The sequence below is a fragment of the Corynebacterium guaraldiae genome, from assembly GCF_053480195.1.
This window is the reverse complement of sequence record NZ_JBRBAU010000009.1, coordinates 16,157-35,423: the sequence shown is the minus strand read 5'-3', so window position 1 is coordinate 35,423 and position 19,267 is coordinate 16,157. Positions and strand designations below refer to the sequence as shown.

The 19,267-nt window shown below is 62.7% G+C and carries 17 protein-coding genes and 1 pseudogene; 10 read left to right on the top strand and 8 right to left on the bottom strand.

The window, feature by feature from the left end; genetic code table 11:
- Positions 1-309, top strand: a complete 309-nt coding sequence (locus tag ACUY3D_RS08290; protein WP_070521880.1) for a hypothetical protein — start codon at positions 1-3, stop codon at positions 307-309.
- Here the strand turns inward: ACUY3D_RS08290 and ACUY3D_RS08285 are convergent.
- From ACUY3D_RS08285 to ACUY3D_RS08270, 4 genes are read right to left on the bottom strand one after another with little or no spacing between them, the layout of a single operon-like run.
- Positions 306-638, bottom strand: coding sequence for a branched-chain amino acid transport AzlD family protein (locus tag ACUY3D_RS08285; RefSeq protein ID WP_448240832.1), 333 nt, complete (start codon positions 636-638; stop codon positions 306-308). The genes ACUY3D_RS08290 and ACUY3D_RS08285 overlap by 4 nt on opposite strands.
- Positions 638-1,339 (bottom strand): AzlC family ABC transporter permease, encoded by a 702-nt coding sequence (locus tag ACUY3D_RS08280; RefSeq protein ID WP_070565636.1) that lies wholly within the window; start codon positions 1,337-1,339, stop codon positions 638-640. Before ACUY3D_RS08280 ends, ACUY3D_RS08285 begins: the two co-directional genes overlap by 1 nt.
- 35 nt (positions 1,340-1,374) lie before the next feature.
- Positions 1,375-1,974, bottom strand: coding sequence for a YqgE/AlgH family protein (locus ACUY3D_RS08275; RefSeq protein ID WP_070521889.1), 600 nt, complete (start codon positions 1,972-1,974; stop codon positions 1,375-1,377).
- Positions 1,975-1,976: 2 nt separating this feature from the next.
- A complete protein-coding gene (locus ACUY3D_RS08270; RefSeq protein WP_070533615.1) occupies positions 1,977-3,410 on the bottom strand; it encodes a CCA tRNA nucleotidyltransferase in 1,434 nt (477 codons plus the stop codon).
- Positions 3,411-3,456: 46 nt separating this feature from the next.
- Here ACUY3D_RS08270 and ACUY3D_RS08265 point away from each other — a divergent pair.
- From ACUY3D_RS08265 to ACUY3D_RS08225, 9 genes and pseudogenes are all read left to right on the top strand, one after another.
- Positions 3,457-4,041, top strand: a pseudogene (locus ACUY3D_RS08265) (NUDIX hydrolase); the annotation flags it as partial.
- Positions 4,038-6,191, top strand: coding sequence for a hypothetical protein (locus ACUY3D_RS08260; protein WP_070624100.1), 2,154 nt, complete (start codon positions 4,038-4,040; stop codon positions 6,189-6,191). The pseudogene ACUY3D_RS08265 and the gene ACUY3D_RS08260, both read left to right, overlap by 4 nt.
- 8 nt (positions 6,192-6,199) lie before the next feature.
- A complete protein-coding gene (gene murJ, locus ACUY3D_RS08255; RefSeq protein WP_154762371.1) occupies positions 6,200-9,442 on the top strand; it encodes a murein biosynthesis integral membrane protein MurJ in 3,243 nt (1,080 codons plus the stop codon).
- 220 nt (positions 9,443-9,662) lie between these two features.
- A complete protein-coding gene (locus tag ACUY3D_RS08250) occupies positions 9,663-10,196 on the top strand; it encodes a YceI family protein (protein WP_070521904.1) in 534 nt (177 codons plus the stop codon).
- 174 nt (positions 10,197-10,370) lie between these two features.
- Positions 10,371-12,881, top strand: coding sequence for an aminopeptidase N (gene pepN, locus ACUY3D_RS08245; protein ID WP_448240830.1), 2,511 nt, complete (start codon positions 10,371-10,373; stop codon positions 12,879-12,881).
- Positions 12,882-13,019: 138 nt separating this feature from the next.
- A complete protein-coding gene (locus tag ACUY3D_RS08240; protein WP_070521975.1) occupies positions 13,020-13,562 on the top strand; it encodes an RNA polymerase sigma factor in 543 nt (180 codons plus the stop codon).
- 53 nt (positions 13,563-13,615) lie between these two features.
- Complete coding sequence (gene trxB, locus ACUY3D_RS08235) at positions 13,616-14,542, top strand: thioredoxin-disulfide reductase (protein WP_070521911.1); 927 nt, start codon at positions 13,616-13,618, stop codon at positions 14,540-14,542.
- A 7-nt stretch (positions 14,543-14,549) separates the two neighbouring features.
- Complete coding sequence (trxA, locus tag ACUY3D_RS08230; protein WP_070533604.1) at positions 14,550-14,873, top strand: thioredoxin; 324 nt, start codon at positions 14,550-14,552, stop codon at positions 14,871-14,873.
- 65 nt (positions 14,874-14,938) lie between these two features.
- A complete protein-coding gene (locus ACUY3D_RS08225; protein WP_448240829.1) occupies positions 14,939-16,123 on the top strand; it encodes an N-acetylmuramoyl-L-alanine amidase in 1,185 nt (394 codons plus the stop codon).
- Between the two features lie 5 nt (positions 16,124-16,128).
- Here ACUY3D_RS08225 and ACUY3D_RS08220 read toward each other — a convergent pair whose 3' ends face one another.
- From ACUY3D_RS08220 to rsmG, 4 genes are read right to left on the bottom strand one after another with little or no spacing between them, the layout of a single operon-like run.
- The gene (locus ACUY3D_RS08220) at positions 16,129-16,704 is read right to left on the bottom strand and encodes a hypothetical protein (protein WP_070521920.1); all 576 of its coding nucleotides are present in this window, start codon (positions 16,702-16,704) and stop codon (positions 16,129-16,131) included.
- 6 nt (positions 16,705-16,710) lie between these two features.
- Positions 16,711-17,766 (bottom strand): ParB/RepB/Spo0J family partition protein, encoded by a 1,056-nt coding sequence (locus ACUY3D_RS08215; RefSeq protein WP_070521924.1) that lies wholly within the window; start codon positions 17,764-17,766, stop codon positions 16,711-16,713.
- Between the two features lie 6 nt (positions 17,767-17,772).
- The gene (locus tag ACUY3D_RS08210) at positions 17,773-18,621 is read right to left on the bottom strand and encodes a ParA family protein (RefSeq protein ID WP_070521927.1); all 849 of its coding nucleotides are present in this window, start codon (positions 18,619-18,621) and stop codon (positions 17,773-17,775) included.
- Positions 18,622-18,631: 10 nt separating this feature from the next.
- Positions 18,632-19,261 (bottom strand): 16S rRNA (guanine(527)-N(7))-methyltransferase RsmG, encoded by a 630-nt coding sequence (gene rsmG, locus ACUY3D_RS08205; protein WP_070524939.1) that lies wholly within the window; start codon positions 19,259-19,261, stop codon positions 18,632-18,634.
- Positions 19,262-19,267: the final 6 nt, after the last annotated feature.

Sequence of the window (19,267 nt, the reverse complement as noted above, 5' to 3'; positions counted from 1 at the left end):
ATGAAAAAGCTTTATGTTCGCACCACCATGACCATCCCGGAGGTCGGAACCGCCACACACATCGCGGAGCTTGAGGAAATCAACGCTGAGGCCTGCTCCATGCTGCGCATGATCGCCCTCGCCCCGAATGACTCTATCGTCGGCGCTGCAACACCGGAGACCTCAGTGGGCAATGCCGAGGTCCCACAGCGCGTGGTTCCACACCCCGACACCTACGACGCATTCCCCGACATCAATGCCGAGCTTATCGACGCCTTCCAGTTCCACTCCCTGTGGACAGAGGCCATCGCCCTGTACGGGGACTTTTAAAGCACCACGTTCACCAACAGCATGTACACGGCGGTGCCTCCGAAGATGGACAACCCGGAGTTGCGGCGCCACAGGTGCAGCAGAGCAGTAGCCGCGGCGCCTACAAGGGGAGCCACAAAGCTTCCCGTGTCTTGGGTCTGACTAAACAAGGTGTAGACCACCAGGACCGTCATCACGCCCACGGGCATAGTGAAGCCCAGCATGCTAATGAATTGGCTATCCTTTAGGGCCTTCACAAAGGCGAAAGGAAGCCAGCGCAAAACAACCGTCACCACCCCGACGGGGATAAGCACGGCGAGGATGCTGCCCAGGGTTACTCCAGCTGGCATTAGGACTCCCTGCGTAGAATCATCGCGCTGTCGACACGAGGAGAGAGGTAGCGCACCACCAGGAGCAGGAAGTAGGCGCTCAGCGCCACCATGAGTAGCTGCCCTGGAAACAGACAGCCCGCGAGGACACCCAGGACCGCAGCAGACAGCGGAAGCGAGTAATCCATGTTGTTCTGGAAGGAATCAATCGCTAGGACAATGAACAAGGCAACGAGGGCGAAATCCAGACCCTTCACCGAGGGCGGAATAGCCTGGCCTGCCAGCGCACCAATGATGCCCGAGACAACCCACAGCACCTGGCAGAAAAGCTGCACGGTGAAGACAAATGCACCACTCGGGCGCGAAACACGGGGGAAGGCAGAAAGGACGGCATAGGATTCGTCGGTCAGCGCGTACGTGGAATAGGCGCGGCCGAAACGATTCCGAATCTCATCGCGCGGAAAGGTTAACCCGTAGAAGATGTGGCGGAAGTTCACCATGAAACCCGTCACCGCGGCAACGGCGGGCGTCACGCCGCCGGTCACCATGGAAATGGCGAGGAATTCCATCGAACCAGCGTAAATAACGATGGAAAAGATGGGGGTCCACCACCAGTCGAAACCGGTCTGGACCATGAGCACGCCGAAGGCGAGGCCCAGCGGCACCACCCCCACGGCAATGGGCATGCAGGTCCGTATTGCCTTGATGATCTCCGCACGCATGGCAGAGATGTTAGCGCAGGGGGTCGAGAGGAACTCTAATTATCTTCATCGATATAGCGCGGGAAAGTAGCAAACAACGGCAGGGGCATGGCTTGGCGGCGCATGACGTCTGACCACGTATCTGTCGATCCGGAGGAGACCACGTCCTGGGGCAGCGCAGGGGCCACGTACCACTCACCGCGATCGATTTCCTCATCGAGTTCGCCCGGTCCCCACTCGAAATGACCGGCGAAAAAGCGCATACCTTCCACCAGTTCGGTGACGGCATCGGGACCCACGCGCAGATCGACGAGTGCCACCCGTGGGGCGAGGCGGCTCAACGAAGGCTGTTTCTCGATGTCGACGCCCTGTTTGGTCAGCGCCACGCCGATGGCCGCCTGCTGGTCGTGCGGGCCGCCGATGTAAAGGGCCTGCGGCTTAGCCACCACGGGCAGCCACTCCGGCATGACGTTGAAGACCGCGACCTCGGAGCGCTTGGTCAGATCCACTCCATACGTACGCCCCGCATGTTGCTCGGTGATAAGGATGACGGAGCGATTGTACTGGGGCGCAAGGACGTCGGGAGCCGCCACGAGGAGCTGGCCAGGGGCGGGATCATTGCGCTCGAGGGCGTTGAAAAGTCTGTCTGCGTACATCCCTATCTAGAATTCCACCACTCGCGCAGCTTCGCAATAGCAACCTCGCGCTCCAGAGGGCCTTCCTCCAGACGCAGCTCCTTGAGGTAAGACCAGGCCTGGCCGACCTCCGGGCCGGGTTCAAGGCCGAGGATCTCCATGATCTCGTTGCCGTCGAGGTCTGGGCGCACACGGGCGAGGTCTTCCTTAGCCGCGATATCCGCGATGCGTTCCTCCAGCTGATCGTACGTGCGCTGGAGACGGCGGGCCTTGCGCTCATTGCGGGTGGTGCAATCGGCTCGCACAAGTTTGTGCAGGCGCGGGAGAAGATCGCCGGCATCGGTGACATAGCGGCGCACGGCGGAATCGGTCCACTGGCCATCGCCGAAACCGTGGAAACGCATGTGCAGGTAGACCAGCTGGCCGATATCTTCGGTCGTGGCCTTGGGGAATTTCAGCTTGCGCAGGCGCTTGCGGGTGAGCTTCGCACCCACGACCTCGTGGTGGTGGAAGCTGACCTTGCCGTCAGTAGTGTCGCGGGTATCCGGCTTGCCAATGTCATGGAGCAGGGCAGCCCACCGCAGGATCAGGTCGGGACCGTCCTCTTCCTGCTCCATGGCCTGGCGCAACACGGTGAGCGAGTGCGCGTACACGTCCTTGTGCTGCGCGTGCTCGTCGGGGGCCATGCGCAATGCCGGGATCTCCGGAAACACATAGTCCGCAATACCTGAGTCAACGAGCAGGTCAATACCCTTCCACGGCGCGACACCGCAGATGAGCTTGTTGAGCTCCACCTGCACGCGCTCCACGGTGATGCGCTGGATTTCAGCGGCCATGTCCTTCATGGCATCGCGCACGCGCTGGGCGACGTCAAACTCCAACTGCGCCGCGAATCGCGCAGCGCGGAGCATGCGAAGAGGATCATCGTGGAAGGAAATCTCCGGCGCATCCGGGGTATCGAGGATGCGATTCGCCAGGTCATCGAGTCCGCCCATTGGATCGTGGAATTCACGGGTACCGTCCGGGCGCAGCTCGATGGCCATGGCGTTGACCTTGAAATCGCGGCGCACGAGATCGCCCTCGAGCGTGTCGCCGTAGACCACCTCGGGGTTGCGGGAATCGCCGTCGTAGCTATCAGAGCGGAAGGTGGTGATCTCAATCTGCTGGCCCTTATAAGCCGCCGAGACAGTACCGAAGTCGATGCCGGTATCCCACACGGTTTCCGCCCACTCCTCCAGAATCGAATACACCACGTCGGGCCGGGCCGGGGTGGTGAAGTCGAGGTCATTGCCCAGGCGGCCGAGCAGGGCATCGCGGACGGAGCCGCCGACGAGGTAGAGGGGGGCGTCGTGAAGCGCGAAGCGTTCCACCAGGCCACTGAGGAGGCCACTGAGCTGGGCGACGGTGGCGTCCGCGCGAGCAAGAACGCCGATTAGCTGAGTGTCCTGAAAATTCACGGATCGAAGTCTACTACGATTAGCAGGGATGACTAAGAACACGCCAGGGTCCAAGCGCCGCCGCCGGCGGGGCGCGGGCCACCGGAACCACCGCACGGGACGCCCCCAGCGCACGTCCACCAACCGCATGACCACGCGGGATGAGACGTCCGCAGGCGGACTCGTCGTGTCCGGATTGGCGGAGGCCGTCGACGAAGACAGCAACGTCGACCTGTCCCAAATCTATGTGGCACTCATCGGCAGGTTGGACCGCCGCGGGCGCCTGCTGTGGTCCATGCCGAAGGGCCATGTGGAAAACGGCGAGGCCAAGGAACTCACCGCCGAGCGCGAAGTATGGGAGGAAACCGGAATCCACGGCAAGGTCTTCGCGGACCTGGGCATGATTGATTATTGGTTCGTCTCCGATGGCGTGCGCATTCACAAGACCGTGCACCACCACCTGCTGCGTTTCGTGGACGGCATCATGAATGACGAGGACCCGGAGGTCACCGAGGTGTCCTGGATCCCGGTCTCCGAGCTCATCGAGCACCTTGCCTATGCGGACGAGCGCAAGCTGGCCCGCATCGCCCACGACCTCCTCCCTGATCTCGCGCGAAAGGAAGCTGCCGCAGGAAAGGCGACTCCGCGGTGAGTTGGCGCGCAGCGGTTGCCATCACGGCGCTGGCGGTGGGCTGCGCCGTCCCCGTGGCCCAGGCACAAACTCCCGACGCCGAGAGCAACGACTCCCACTATTGGCTCGGCTCCCGCGGCCCCGATGAGCTCGAACTCAGCTTGCTCAGCGCGACGGAGGCGCGAGTAGGTGAGACGCTTAAAGTCCAGCTGCGCATCCACAACCCAACCGAGAGCGCCGTTGATGACTTGCAAATAACCTCCCGACGCAGCAATGCTGTGAACTCCACGACGGAGGCCCGCCAAGAGCTCGCTGCGGGATCCTTTCCTTATTATGGGGCTTCGCTCGGCGCAGGAGCACTGGAGCCGGGGGAGAGCCGCGACGTAACCGTGGAGGTCCCCACCGCGTTGGGAGATGACTCCACGCTGGCCATCACCGATCCCGGCGCCTACCCACTGCTGTTTACGCTCACCGGCACCCGCGACGGCCAGGCCGCGAGCTTTGCGGAAGAGCGGACCATCCTGGATTTCAGAGGCGAAAATCAGGATCCGACGCCCGACGCAGAAGACGACAGCAAACACGAGTTCTCACTGATCTATCCCGTGACCGCCCAGGTCGACGTCGTGCCGGGAGATACCGGCGGCGAGGAGCTCATCTTAGAAAGCGAGCAGCTCGCTGAACAGCTCTCACCGGGCGGGCGCCTCGATCAGCTGCTCGACGCCTACCTGCAGCATGATCTGCACGGTTCAGGCTGCGTGGCCCTGGACCCCGCGCTTGTCGACGCCGCCGACCGCATGTCCGCCGGCTACACCGTCAACGAGACCCGCCCCTCCACCGCTAAACACCCCACGCGCCTGCGCGATTCCTGGTTTAGCAGCGCCGATTCCGATCGCGGCAAGCCGGGCGCGGGCGCCCAAGACGCCGCCGCGTGGCTGGAGAAACTGAAGAAGGTGGACTGCCGCATGCTCATGCCGTGGGCTAACGCAGACACCGATGCCGTGGCCCAGGTAGGAAACGAGTGGCTCACCCACGAGGCCGTCGAGCAGGGCGCTGACACCATCGAGCGCGTCCTCGGTGCCCCGCTCAGCACGCCACTGACCGCGCCTGCCTCAGGGACAAGCGAGCACGCGATGCCCGTCCCGCTGCTGGTGGCGGATAATTCCGAGTGGGCCGGTAAGGCCGCCACCTTTGATGCCTCCCTCGGAGCCCTCTTGGCCCAGACCGGTTCTAAGCCGCAGACCACTGGGTACTCCAACCCGGAGCTGCGCTACGACTTTTCGATGGATTCAGAGCAGGCGAGGGCGCTGACGGCGGGGGCGTCGATAAGCGTGGCGTCCGCGCAAGAGGAGACCGTGGCCAAGCTGCCGAACTTCCAGGACCCTGCCGCCGCGCGCGCGGTGATGGAAGCAGCGCAGCGCCTGCTCAATTCCGGGCGCCTCGAGCCCCGTCCCGTTGCCGCGCTGCCCATCGAGCCCGGCAGCGGCAACCCCGGAAGTCCCTACCCAGATCCCGCAGCTTTCCACGACGCCGAGATCACACAGGTGACGCAGCAGGCGCGCTATACCGATGAGCTGATGTCCATCATGGTCAACGATCCCGGTATCGCCATGACGCGCTATAACTTCACGGCACCCCTGCGCCGCGATCTCCTCACGGCGCTCAGCGCTACCGACCGCTCCAGCCTCCACGGTTTTCCATCCTCGGTGGAGCAGAGCCGCTCCCGGCTGGAGAAAAACGCGGATATGCTCCGCGAGCTCCGCGCCTCCGTGGCGCTCATCCCGCCGGGCAACGTCTTTACCCGCGTTTCAGAGTCATCACCGCTGCTCATCGTGGCGGAGAACGGCCTGCCGCTGCCTGTCGACGCCCACCTAGCCTACGACGCCCCCGACGGCGCCACGTTGAACACGCAGGACTTGATTCACATCCCAGCCAAGGGATCTATTACCGTGTCCATGACCGCTGACCTGCCCAGCAACGTTGACCAGATGTCGCTGCGCCTGTGGCTTGCAACACCATCTGAGCACCTCATTTCGGATCCAATCGATATCACGGTGCAGACGCGTGCCGGTATCGTTAGCGTCTATGGAGTCGGCGCGATCGCCGCGCTCGCCCTCGTCCTTGCCGCATTGTTCCGGCTGGGTAAGTGGAAGAAAAAGAAGTCTCACGGATAGTTTTCTCAATGACACATGAACCTAAGTCTGGTGCCCGCCGACGCATTGTCACGCCTTCGCCACCGGCGCCGGTACCGGAAAAGCGCGCGCCGAGTGGCGTCGTTGCTGTCGACGACGAACTCGAGGACCGCTCGGGACTGAAGGGCAAGGCAGCCGCTGCCTCGAGTGAGCCCTCCGGCGAAAAGAACTCCGACGGCGCCGTCGTTCGCGCGACCGGCTCCATGGCCATTGCGACGATGATTTCCCGCATCACGGGATTCATCCGCAACGTGCTCATCGGCTCGTCGCTCGGCCCGGCTATTTCCTCCGCCTTCACCACGGCGAACCAGCTGCCCAACCTCATCACGGAGATCGTGCTGGGCGCGGTGCTGACCTCGCTCGTGGTGCCCGTGCTGGTACGCGCGGAAAAGGAAGACGCTGACCGTGGCGAGGACTTTGTCCGGCGCCTCTTCACGCTGGCCTTCTCCCTGCTGGCCACGATCACAGTGCTTTCCTGCATCTTTGCCCCGCAGTTGACACGCATGATGTTGCCGGAGGACGGCGAGGTCAATGCCGTGCAGGCCACCTCCTTTGCCTACTTACTGCTGCCACAGATCTTCTTCTACGGGCTCTTCGCGCTCTTCCAAGCGGTGCTCAACACGAAGAACATCTTTGGGCCGGGCGCGTGGGCACCGGTGGTCAATAACATCATCTCGATTACGGTGCTCGTGGCCTACCAGCTGCTGCCGGGCAGTCTGCATCCCGATGCGCCTTCGCCGATCACGGACCGGCACGTGCTGCTCCTAGCCCTAGGCACCACGGCGGGCGTGGTGGTGCAATGCCTCATCCTTTTCCCTTATCTCAAGAAGGCGGGCATTAACCTCAAGCCGCTGTGGGGTCTGGATGACCGCCTCAAGCAGTTCGGCGGGATGGCCATGGCCATCGTGGCCTACGTAGCGGTTTCCCAGCTGGGTTACGTCATCACTTCCCGCGTGGCGGCCCATGCTGACAAAGAAGCGCCGTTTATCTACCAGCAGGCATGGCTTCTCCTGCAGGTGCCCTATGGCGTCATTGGCGTCACGCTGCTCACCGCAATTATGCCGCGCCTGTCCCGCAACGCCGCGGACGGTGACGTCAAGGCCGTGGTTCGGGATCTCACGCTGGGCACGAAGCTGACGTTTATCGCCCTGATTCCCATCGTCATCTTCATGACGGGATTCGGCATCCCGATCGCCCGCGGCCTTTTCCAATACGGCGCCTTCAACGCCAAGGCGGCCGAGGTACTCGGCCTCACGCTGAGCTTCTCTGCCTTTACCCTCATCCCATACGCCCTCGTGCTACTGCACCTGCGCGTGTTCTACGCCCGTGAGGAAGCGTGGACGCCGACGTTTATCATCGCCGGCATCACGCTCACCAAGTCGGTGCTCTCCCTGTTTGCCCCACACGTGGCGGATTCCCCCGACCGCGTGGTCGTCCTTCTGGGCACTGCCAACGGCTTCGGCTTCGTGGCCGGCGCGGTGATCGGCGGCTTCCTGCTCAAGCGAAAGCTGGGCAGCCTGGGTGGCCGCGCGGTTATCGCGACGACTATCTGGTCAGTACTGGCCTCCCTCGTGGGCCTCGTGGTGGCCTTCGTCATCAATTACGTCATCAACCTCGTGCTCCCGGAGCAGGTGCCGCCGTTCGTGTACCTGCTGAAGCTTGCCGTGGCGGGCCTCATCTTCGTGGCTGTTACCGGCATCGTGCTTTCGCGCTCGGGTTTGCCGGAAGTCATCAACCTTGGCCGCCAGCTGCAGCGCATCCCCGGCATGTCCCGCATCATCAAGATCGAGCATGCCGAGGCCATCGAGGTCGAGGCCCCAGAGCAGCTGGAGATCCAGCCGATCTTCAGCGTGGATGCCTTCAACTCCTCGCCGGTACCGCCGCCGATGTCCGCCGGTATTGTCCGCGGGCCACGCTTGGTGCCGGGCGCACCGGTATCCGATGGCCGCTTCCGCCTCCTCAAGGACTACGGCTCTGCCGCGGGTACCCGCTTCTGGAAGGCCCGCGAGCAGGCCACCGGCCGCCTGGTATCGCTGACATTCGTGGACACCACGGGCGAGGCTCCGATGGCACCGGCCACCCCGGCGGTAGCCGCCCGCCGCTCCGCCGAAGTCTCCCGCGCCACGCGCCGCCTGGCTGAGATGGAACTGGATGCCATGGCGGAGAACATCGACATCCTGTCCTACCGCCAGGGCTGCCTCGTCGTGGCGGACTGGGTGGAGGGCACCTCCCTGAAGACGGTCTCGGAGGATGAGGACCTCGATCCGCGCGCCGTCGCCCACGCCTTAGTCCCGCTGGTGCGCACCACGGCTGCTGCCCACGCGGCGGGCCTCGTGCTGGGAATTGAGAACCGCAACCGCATCCGCATTTCCACTGAGGGCATTGCCACCCTGGCCTTCCCCGCGGTGCTGCACAGCAACGATGAGGAGACTGACCGCTCGGCGCTGGCCTCCGCCATCTCGCTCCTCGTGGAGTCCACCAGTCCGACACCGGAGGTGCTACAGGAGATTGCTGCCGACGCCGAGGAGGGCCAGGACTCCGATCTCGAGGACATCGCCAACCGCTTGGCGGCCTTCGCCGGCGATGGCGACGAGGGCGAGGAGACCCTCCAGATTCCAGTCGAGGAGACCCCGCGCAAGGAGGACCCGAGCCCCGCACCGGGCTTCGGCGGCCGCGGTTACTCTGGCTCCGGCATCATCGTCCTAGGCGCGCTGGCCACCCTCTTCGTCGTGGCAATGGCCGCGCTCAGCGTGTGGATCCTGTCTCATGTGGGAAATGAAAAGACTTCCCCAGTGGTGACGAAGAGCGAATCGACGACTGAAACCTCATTCCCCAACGTGCCGCCGGTGCTCCTGAAGGACGTCAAGACCACCTCCGTTCCGGAGGGCAAGGAAGTATCTGGTTCATGGTCCACGAAGAAGGCAGACACTGGACTCCTGCTCAGCATTGACAAGCCCACGCAACTCCGCGCGCTACCGCTTCAGCAGAGCAAGTCCACCGGCGCCAAGTACGAAGTCTATGGCGTTAATACCAAAGATTTTGACCCCACGGATCCTGACTCCGGCAAGCTCACCGAGCTCGCACACGGCACGCTAACCAACGCGCGCCAAGACATCGAGCTCAAGGAGAAGCCCGTGGCCTTCGACGGCGCCCTCATCGTCTTCACCGACATGCCCAAGTCCGGCTCCGTCACACTGAAGGAGGCCACCCTGGTGGGCATCCCAACCAACTAACCCACCACCTCACGCATTTCCCCAGACCTCGATCCCGAAACTCCCTGCTCGCTGACTCAGACGCGCCACGCGCTTGACGACGCCCACCTGCAGGTTTCGGGTAGCAGGTCTGGGGCTTTAGTGTTCTTGCAATTTCTTCCCTTGACAGATAAGTGAAGGAGCGTATAATTCTTGTTGTCACGTCAACAATCTAGAGAAACCTAGAAGAAACGAGGAACCCATGACTATCACCGCAGGAACGTATGCACTGGACCCGGCACACACCACTATCGGCTTTGTTGCCCGCCACGCCATGATCACCAAGGTGCGCGGCAACTTCAACGAGTTCGAAGGCACCCTGACCGTAGGGGAGAACATTACTGACTCCGCCGCCACCGCCACGGTGAAGACGGCGTCCATCGATACCAAGAACGCTGATCGCGATGCACACGTAAAGAATGAGGACTTCTTCGACGTAGAGAAGTTCCCGGAGATGACCTTCACCGCGACCAAGTTCGACGTTAACGACGAGGGTGAGGGCACCGTCACCGGTGACCTCACCATCAAGGGCACCACCAAGTCCGTTGATTTCAAGGTAGAAGAGACCGGCGTGGCCGAGGATCCCTTCGGCAACACCCGCCTTGGCTTCGAGGCTAAGACCTCCATTAACCGCACCGACTTCGGCATCGACTTCAACGCTCCGCTGAAGACCGGCGGCGTGCTCGTCTCCGAGGAGATCAAGATCGAGCTCGAGGTTTCTGCCATCAAGCAGTAGGCCGTCAGGCGTGATACCTCGCCTTGAGAAGTAGTTTTTAGTTGTTGCCCGTAGTGCCCATTTCGGCACTACGGGCAACAACTTTTTGACGACTAAGGCGCCACAACCGAGTAATAAACAACTCCGGGCAGCTTACCTGTGATACGCACCGCAGCGACGTTTAAGATGTAGCGCATGACTACCGCAAACCTCACCCATGCAGAAGCCACCGCCCGCAGCACCGCGCTGCGTTTGAGCACCTACGATCTGCACCTCGACGTCACGAGCGCGCCAACCGACGCCGACTCCTACGAGGTCACCTCACGTATTACGTTCACCACCACTAAGCCCGAGACCTTCGTGGATTACTTGGGCAAGGCCGTGCACGCAGTGCGCGTCAACGACAAGGAGGTGGAGAACACCTTCGACGGTGGACGGGTCTACCTGAGCAACCTTCCAGTGGGGGAGGAACTCACCGTGGAGATCACCGGCTCCTCCTATTACTCCCGCACCGGCCAGGGCCTGCACCGCATGCACGACCAGGCCGATGACACCACCTACCTCTACTCGCACCTCGAGCCATCCGATGCCCGCCGCATCTTCCCCTGCTTTGACCAGCCGGATCTCAAGGCCAGCTACGAGGTGCACCTCACCGGCCCGGAAGGCTGGCAGCTGCTCAGCAATCAACCGGAGATCAGCCGCGAGAAGACGGATAGCGGGGAAGTGGCACACTTCGCGCCGACCCCTCTGCTGTCGACGTATTTGACGGCGTTTGCGGCGGGGCCGTACGTCGAGAAGCACAGCACCTGGACCGCCCCCGATGGCTCCTTGGAAGTGGAGCTGCGCGCCTTTGCCCGCGCCTCCATGGCCGAATACCTGGATGATGAAATCCTGCAGGTCACAGCACAAGGCATGGACTTCTTCCACAGCAGTTTTGGCTACCCGTACCCGTGGGGCAAGTATGATTCCATCTTCGTTCCGGAATACAACCTGGGCGCCATGGAGAACCCCGGCCTCGTGACCTTTACGGAGCACTACCTCTTCCGTTCCGCCGCCACCCGCGCGCAGCATGCCGGGCGCACGAATACCATCCTGCACGAGATGTCTCACATGTGGTTCGGTGACCTGGTCACCCCGCAGTGGTGGGATGACCTGTGGCTCAAGGAGTCCTTCGCGGAGTTCATGGGCGCGGATTCCTCGGTGCACGCCACCGAATACACCGAGGCGTGGGTCAACTTCGCCGGCCAGCGCAAGAACTGGGCCTACCTGCAGGATCAGCTGCCCACCACGCACCCGATCAAGGCCGAGATCCCGGACGTGGATGCCGCGCGCCAGAACTTCGACGGCATTACGTATGCCAAGGGTGCGGCGGTGCTCAAGCAGCTGGTGCACTACGTGGGCCGGGAGAACTTCTACGCCGGCGCGCGCGACTACTTCCAGAAGCACGCCTTTGCTGCCGCCACCTTCGACGACCTCCTCAAGGCCCTGAAGAAGCACACCGACCGCGACCTGGACGCCTGGTCCACATCTTGGCTTCGCACGTGGGGCCCGGATACGCTCACCCCGGAGCTGCACACGGACGGCGATAAGATCCACGAGCTCGCCATCGCTGTCGAGGCCGAGGACACCACGCGCCCGCACCGCCTCAACGTGGCACTCTTCGATGACTCCCTGAACAAATACGCCACCCTCGACGTCGATCTGGAGGCCGAGCGCACCATCCTTGACGAGGTATCCGGCCTCCAGGCCCCTGCATTGCTGCTGCTTAACGACGCCGACCACACCTACGCCAAGGTCCGCTTCGACGAGACCTCCCTGGACACCATCCGCACGCGCCTGTCTGAAGTTCCGGATGAGCTTTCCCGCGCGGTCATCTGGACTTCCCTGTGGAATCTCACCCGCGATGGCGAGTGGCCGGTACGCTCTTACCTGGACACGGTGCTCAACCACGCCCCGGCGGAGTCCAACCCCACGCTTCTGACCACAGCCTTTGCCAATGCCCGCTATGCCATCGACCACTTCGTGAGCGAGGATGACCGCGAAGAGATTCGCGCCGATTATGCCGAGCGCCTCTGGGAGGTTCTGCAGCAGGCGCCGGCAGGCTCCGATGCGCAGCTCACCGTCGCCCGCGCCGCCATCCAGGCCTTCGCGGCCAACCCAGCAGAATCCGGCACGCCACGTCTGCGCGCGCTTTACGACGGCTCCCTCGACGGCCTCGCCCTCGACCCGGACATCCGCTGGGCCATCCTCCGCGCCTTGGCCGCCCGCGATGCCGTGAACTCCGATGAGCTGGAGGCGGAGAAGGAGCGCGATAACACGCTCACCGGTGCCGCCGCCTACCTGGGCGCCTCCCACGCTTTCCCATCTGCCGAGCTCAAGCGCGAAGTCTTCGATCTCGTACGCACGCCGGGTAAGTACTCCAACGCGGAGGTGGATTCCCTGCTCGCGGCGTTTAACGCCCCGTGCTCGGCCCACCTCACCGAGGCCTTTGCCCAGGAGTATTTCGACTCTCTGGCGAAGCTCTGGGAGGAGCACCCCATCGAGATTGCTAACCGCCTCGTGCGCGGGCTTTACCCGGATCTCGCGATGGCCGACGCCGCCACCAGCGAGTTCCTGAGCAGCGAACGCCCTCGGGCGCTGCGCCGCGTGCTGCTGGAATGCCAGGATGCGCTGCGTCGCGCGCAACGCGTGCGTGCGGCGCAGTAGACGCGGCGCGTAGCGGACTGCAGAATCTTCCCGTAAACTCACAAGCACATTAACGGGGGACAATCACACACCATCGGCTTCGGCCAAGGGACTGTGTTGACCCATGTGTCATTGCTCAAGTTTCCGGGGGGATTCTTCTTGTCAGCTCAGCCGACCGATCGTGAACTCGTCGACGCCTTCATTGGCGGAGATACTAAGGCCTTTTCGGCAATCGTCGAGAAGCACCGTGCGCGCCTGACGGCCATGGCGCGGCGCTATACGCGCAACGATGATGATGCGCAGGACATCGTGCAGGAGGCACTGCTCAAGGCCAGCTGCAACATGGCCTCCTACCGGCACGATGCCACGCTGAGCACATGGCTGCACAGGCTGGTGATGAACTCCGGCTATGACTTCCTCAACCATCGCTCCAACCGGGAGAACGCCTCCCTGGATGCAGAGATCATTGAGGATGACCGCAACTACGCACTCGCGCACAATCCCAGTGAGAACTTGGCGGAACGCATCACGGTGGCCCAAGCGATGGAGACGTTGCGCCAGGACCAGCGAGAAGCGCTGTACCTGACCGACGTAGCAGGCTATCCCATCGATGCGGTGGCCAAAGTGCAGGGCGTTGCGCCAGGCACGGTGAAATCGCGGCGAGCCCGGGCTCGGCAAGTGCTGCGTGCGGCGATAGACTGAGGCCGAGTAGAATCTGATTCTTGATCGGAATTGTCGTCTCAAGGGAGTTTTTTGTGACCATCCACGATGTCGCCATCGTCGGCTCCGGCCCCGCCGGCTACACCGCAGCACTCTACGCAGCACGTGCCGAGCTCAATCCCATCGTCTTCGAGGGCTTTGAATACGGCGGCGAACTCATGAACACCACCGAGGTGGAGAACTACCCGGGCTTCCAGAAGGGCATCATGGGCCCCGAGCTCATGGAAGAAATGCGCGCCCAGGCCATCCGCTTCGGTGCGGACCTGCGCATGGAGGTTGTCGATTCCGTCGAGCTCGAGGGCGAGGTGAAGAAGCTGCACGTCGGTGACGAGGTCTTTGAGGCCCGCACCGTCATCCTCGCCACCGGTGCAGCGCCGCGCTACCTGGGCATTCCGGGTGAATCCGAGCTCGCTGGGCGCGGCGTGTCCGCCTGCGCCACCTGCGATGGCTTCTTCTTCAAGGGCCACAACATTGCCGTCGTCGGCGGCGGCGATTCCGCCATGGAGGAGGCCACCTTCCTCACCAAGTTCGCCGAAACCGTAACGATCATCCACCGCTCCGAGAACTTCCGCGCCTCCAAGATCATGCTGGAGCGCGCCAAGGAGAACCCACAGATCAAGTGGCTGACCAATACCACCGTTGAGCGCGTCCTGGATAAGGACGGCAAGGTTGGCGGCCTGGAGGTCAAGAACGCCCTAACCGGCGAAACCAGCGAACTCGATGTCACCGCCATGTTTGTGGCGATTGGCCATGACCCGCGCTCCGGCTTCCTCGAGGGCCAGGTGGCCACCAATGAGGCTGGCTACGTTGTCGTGGAGCAGCCTTCGACTAAGACCTCGCTGCCCGGTGTCTTCGCCTGCGGCGACTTGGTGGATGACCACTACCAGCAGGCCATCACCGCGGCTGGCTCCGGCTGCCGCGCGGCCATTGATGCGGAACATTTCCTCGCCGATAACCGTTAATAGTCACATGAGCAACATTAAGAACGTCACTACTGATTCCTTCCGCGCGGACGTCGTGGAGGCAGGCAAGCCCGTCGTCGTGGACTTCTGGGCTGAATGGTGTGGGCCGTGCAAGAAGTTGTCCCCGATTCTCGAAGAGGTCGCCGAAGAACTCGGTGATGACGTCTCCGTGGTCAAGGTCAACGTGGACGAGGAGCGCACCCTGGGTGCCATGTTCCAGATCATGTCGATCCCATCCGTGCTGATTTTCAAGAACGGTGAGAAGGTCGATGAGTTCGTCGGCCTGCGTTCCAAGGCCGACATCGTGGCGCAGATAAAGAAACAGCTCTAACTGGTATTCTTTAACTCGTTGATGGCGCACTGCGGTGCGCCTCCTTGATCACGAAAGGGGTAGGTGTGAACCGCGTTTTACGTGTAGGTGACCAGAGCGTTCGGGTCGCCGAAGCACGCGCAACCCTTGCCCGCCTCGGCCTCATGACTGACTACCAGGGGACGTTGTCCGACTGGAAGAAGCAAAAGTACTCCGAAGCCGATAAGCACTTTGATAACAATTTGGCCGAGGTCCTCAAGGCCTTCCAGCAATCCCGCGGCATCGTGCCTAGCGGCGATATTGATGACCTCACTCTGCGCGAGCTGCGCCAGGCTTCCTACACGCTGGGCGCCCGCGTTCTGGCCTATGAACCGGGCAACGTGCAGGTGGGCGATGACGTAGCACAGCTCCAAGAACAATTGCAGGAGCTTGGCTTCTACCAAGAACGCATCGATGGCCATTTCGGTGCCCGCACCTACGCGGCGCTGGCGGAATACCAACTCAACTCTGGCCTGCGCAGTGACGGGATCTGTGGCCCTGCCACCATTAACGCCCTCAACCTGCTGGGTCGGCGTATCACTGGCGGCTCGGCGCACAATATCCAGGAACGCGAGCGCGTGCGCAACGCCGGGCCGAAGCTGGCCGGCAAGCGCGTTGTGATCGACCCCAGCCTGGGTGGCCTCAACAAGGGCCGCACGGTCAGGGGACGCTTTGGTGACATCACGGAGGAGGAGATCCTCTGGGACTTGGCCGAGCGCGTTGCCGGGCGCATGATCGCCGCCGGCATGGAGACCATCATCTCCCGCCCGCGCAACGATGACCCATCGATTCGTGACCGCGCAGATATGGCCAATGCATTCGACGCCGACCTGGTTATTTCACTGGCCTGCGATGAATACCCCACGGAGAAAGCCAACGGCGTAGCCACCTTCTACTTTGGGTCGGAATCCGGCAACTCTTCCCTCATCGGCGAGACGCTCTCCGGCTTCATCCAGCGTGAGATCGTTGCCCGCACCGAGCTGGGTAACTGCCGCAACCACGGCCGCACGTGGGCGTTGTTACGCCTGACGCAGATGCCGGTGGTGCAGGTGGTGCTGGGTTACCTGACCAGCCCCAGGGACGTGGCAATCCTGACCAACCCGGATCGCCGCGATGACATCGCCGAAGCGATTGTCGTCTCCGTCAAGCGCCTCTACCTCTTGGACGATGACACCGCCGTGACCGGCACCTACCGCTTCGACGAGCTGCTGCGCGCCGAGCGCTCTTCCTAAAGGGATTAGGCCAAAGCGCGGGCGAGGAGGTCCTCCACCGCGGCTGCGGTCAGCAGGTCAAAGGCCGGGGGAAGCTCGAGGCGCAGGCGCGGGGTAATAGGGTGATCACGCACCACCATGAAACCGGCGGACTCCAGCGTCTCCACAGGTAATAGGCCTATGCGAGCGGGTTTCTCGCGGAGGAGCTCTTCGGCCTGGCGGGCATCACGAAAGCCAAAGGCCTCAACGGCGCTAGCCTCGCGTGAGGTGAGGTGCATGATGGTGGCGTCGAGAAGCACTGCTTCCAAGCCCTTCGCCGCGCGGTGCGGCTTTACAAATAGCGAAGTCACCAGGACCGCATCCTCCGAGACGGGGGAAGTGGGCAGCTTGGCCACACCGGGGGCAAGCTCAGGCGGACAGAAGAGGAGCGTGGCCTCATCGCCCACGGTAAAACCGCACTCGCCGCAGCGCAGCAGGGTGGCGCTGATCCATGCCTCCTTTTCAAATGCAGGGTCAGCGACCGTGGTTTTCAGCTCCCAAAAAATAGATCGGGCCGCCAAGGGGTTGATAGCAACACCTTCCTTGACGGCCTGAACGAGCATGGCGAGCTAGCTGCCTTCTTTGCCCTCAATGAGCGCTAGGATGCGCTCGAAATCCTCCTGGTCACCGAATTCGACGACCATCTTGCCCTTGCGCTTGCCCATGGTGACGGTGACCTTGGTGTCGAAGCGATCAGCCAAGCGCTCGGCGGAGTCCGTAAAGAACTGCGGCTGCGGGGCAGCGGGCTTCTTGGTTGGCTCGGCTGGCTTGCCATCGCGCTTGTACAGGGTGACGGCTTCCTCGGTGGCTCGCACAGAAAGGCCCTCGGCCACGACGCGATTGGCAATGAGCTCCATGGCCTCTGCATCCGGCAAACCCAGCAACGCGCGGGCGTGACCGCCCGATAACGTACCCGCGGCAACGCGCTTCTGCACGTCCACCGGCAGCTTGAGCAGGCGGATCATGTTGGTCACCTGCGGGCGCGAGCGACCAATGCGGTCAGCCAACTCATTTTGGGTAACCCCAAATTCTTCAAGAAGCTGCTGATAGGCGTGTGCTTCTTCCAACGGGTTGAGCTGCACGCGGTGGATATTCTCCAGCAGAGCGTCCCGCAGGAGGTCATCATCCTTGGTATCGCGGACGATAGCCGGGATGGTGGCCAGGCCCGCCTTGGAAGAGGCGCGCCAGCGGCGCTCACCCATGATGAGCTCGAAGCCGCCCTCCTCGGAAGGCCGGACCACGACCGGCTGCAACAGACCGAATTCCTTGATGGAGTGGACCAGCTCGGCCAGGTCATCCTCGTCGAAGACAGTACGCGGCTGCTTCGGGTTGGGCATGATGTCACCGACGGAAATCTCGCGGTAAGTCGCACCAATCACCGAAGGCTTGGCCTGACGCTTCTTCGAACCCGAGGATTGCTGGATAGTGGGCGCACCCTGCACCCTTTTCGTGCCGGCATCCTTAGGAGCGCCGGTGGACGCACCGAGAATGATATCTGCGGCGGAATCTCCCAAGCGTGGCTTGCGGGAGGGCGCACCCGGGCCGGACGGGATGAGCGCGGCCAAGCCCTTGCCCAAACCGCCCTGGCGCTGCTCCGGCTTGTGGTCTGCCTTCTTATCTGCCACGGTGTCCTATCCTTCCAATTCCGCGAAAATCTCTGGGCTCACGCCAATGGCACCCGTGGTGGGGTGCGGCGTGTAGTCCCCGCGCTTATCCAACTCGCGTGCGGCGGCGGCGTAGGCGCGGGCGCCTGTCGACGACGGGTCATAAGCGATAACCGTCTTACCATAACCCGGCGCCTCCGAAACGCGAACGGAGCGCGGGATGACGTTGCCTAAGACGACGGCGCCGAACTGCTCGCGCACTTCATTGGCCACCTGCTCTGCCAGCTTGGTGCGGGCGTCGAACATGGTGAGCAGCACGCCGGAGATGTGCAGATCCTCGTTGAGGTGCTCACGGATCATGGAGATATTTCCCAGCAGCTGGCCCACGCCCTCCAGGGCGTAGTACTCACACTGGATGGGAATAATGACCTCTTCTGCGCACGTCATCGCATTGATGGTGAGCAAGCCTAGAGACGGTGGGCAGTCAATAAAAACGTACTCAAAGCCATGCTCTTCGAGGAAGCCGTTGTGCAGGGCGTCATACAGGCGAAACTCGCGGCGAACCAGGGAGACCATTTCAATCTCCGCGCCGGCGAGGTCGATGGTGGCGGGGATGCAGTAGAGGTTTTCATCGTCGGGGGAGTGCTGCATCGCATCCTCCGCGCTGCAGTCACCCAACAAAACCTCATAGCTGGATTTGGTGCCGGAGGTGTGCTCCGCGCCCACCGCGGTGGAGGCATTGCCCTGCGGGTCCAAGTCGATCACCAGGACCTTCTTGCCGGCCTCAGCGAGCGCGGCGGCAAGGTTGACGGCGGAGGTGGTTTTACCCACGCCACCCTTCTGGTTCGCGATGGTGATAAGACGAGGATGAGTCATGCCGTCTACTTTAGTTCACGCGCGGGACACGGATAATGGTGGTGCCGTGGATGGTCATGACCTCGGCTTTTCCGCCACCGGCGCGCTTGATGTCGGCAGCGTCGCGCTCCAGCTCCTCGTGCACCGAGGAACCCTTGAGAGCGATCATCTCTCCGCCCTTGCGAACCAGCGGCAGGGACCACTTGGCCAGCTTGCCCAACGGGGCCACCGCGCGGGAGGTCACGATGTCGGCACCCTTAACGGCCTTTTTCACCGGGCCTTCCTCGGCGCGGCCGCGGATGACGGTGACGTTATCGAGGCCCAGCAGGTCGACGACCTCGTTGAGGTAAGTGGAGCGCTTCAGTAGCGGCTCGATGAGAGTGATCTTCAGGTCAGGGCGCGCGATGGCGAGCGGGATGCCGGGCAAGCCGGCGCCACTGCCGACGTCGATAAGCGTGGCGCCCTGCGGCATTACCTCCGCGACCACGGCGCAGTTAATGAGGTGGCGCTCCCACAGGCGCGGGACCTCGCGGGGGCCTATAAAACCACGGGTGGACCCGTCCGTAGCCAGCGAATCGTGGTATTTCTGCGCGAGCGGCAGACGCGATCCGAAGACGTCAGACGGGTCCAGTGGCACAGTGTCGGACACAGATTCAGTCACTGTGAA

Bases quoted from the DNA above. Each gene is read 5' to 3' on its own strand.
- ACUY3D_RS08290 (WP_070521880.1), top strand. From the start codon at position 1: ATGAAAAAGCTTTATGTTCGCACCACCATGACCATCCCGGAGGTCGGA.
- ACUY3D_RS08285 (WP_448240832.1), bottom strand. From the start codon at position 638: ATGCCAGCTGGAGTAACCCTGGGCAGCATCCTCGCCGTGCTTATCCCC.
- ACUY3D_RS08280 (WP_070565636.1), bottom strand. From the start codon at position 1,339: ATGCGTGCGGAGATCATCAAGGCAATACGGACCTGCATGCCCATTGCC.
- ACUY3D_RS08275 (WP_070521889.1), bottom strand. From the start codon at position 1,974: ATGTACGCAGACAGACTTTTCAACGCCCTCGAGCGCAATGATCCCGCC.
- murJ (WP_154762371.1), top strand. From the start codon at position 6,200: ATGACACATGAACCTAAGTCTGGTGCCCGCCGACGCATTGTCACGCCT.
- ACUY3D_RS08250 (WP_070521904.1), top strand. From the start codon at position 9,663: ATGACTATCACCGCAGGAACGTATGCACTGGACCCGGCACACACCACT.
- pepN (WP_448240830.1), top strand. From the start codon at position 10,371: ATGACTACCGCAAACCTCACCCATGCAGAAGCCACCGCCCGCAGCACC.
- trxA (WP_070533604.1), top strand. From the start codon at position 14,550: ATGAGCAACATTAAGAACGTCACTACTGATTCCTTCCGCGCGGACGTC.
- ACUY3D_RS08220 (WP_070521920.1), bottom strand. From the start codon at position 16,704: ATGCTCGTTCAGGCCGTCAAGGAAGGTGTTGCTATCAACCCCTTGGCG.
- ACUY3D_RS08210 (WP_070521927.1), bottom strand. From the start codon at position 18,621: ATGACTCATCCTCGTCTTATCACCATCGCGAACCAGAAGGGTGGCGTG.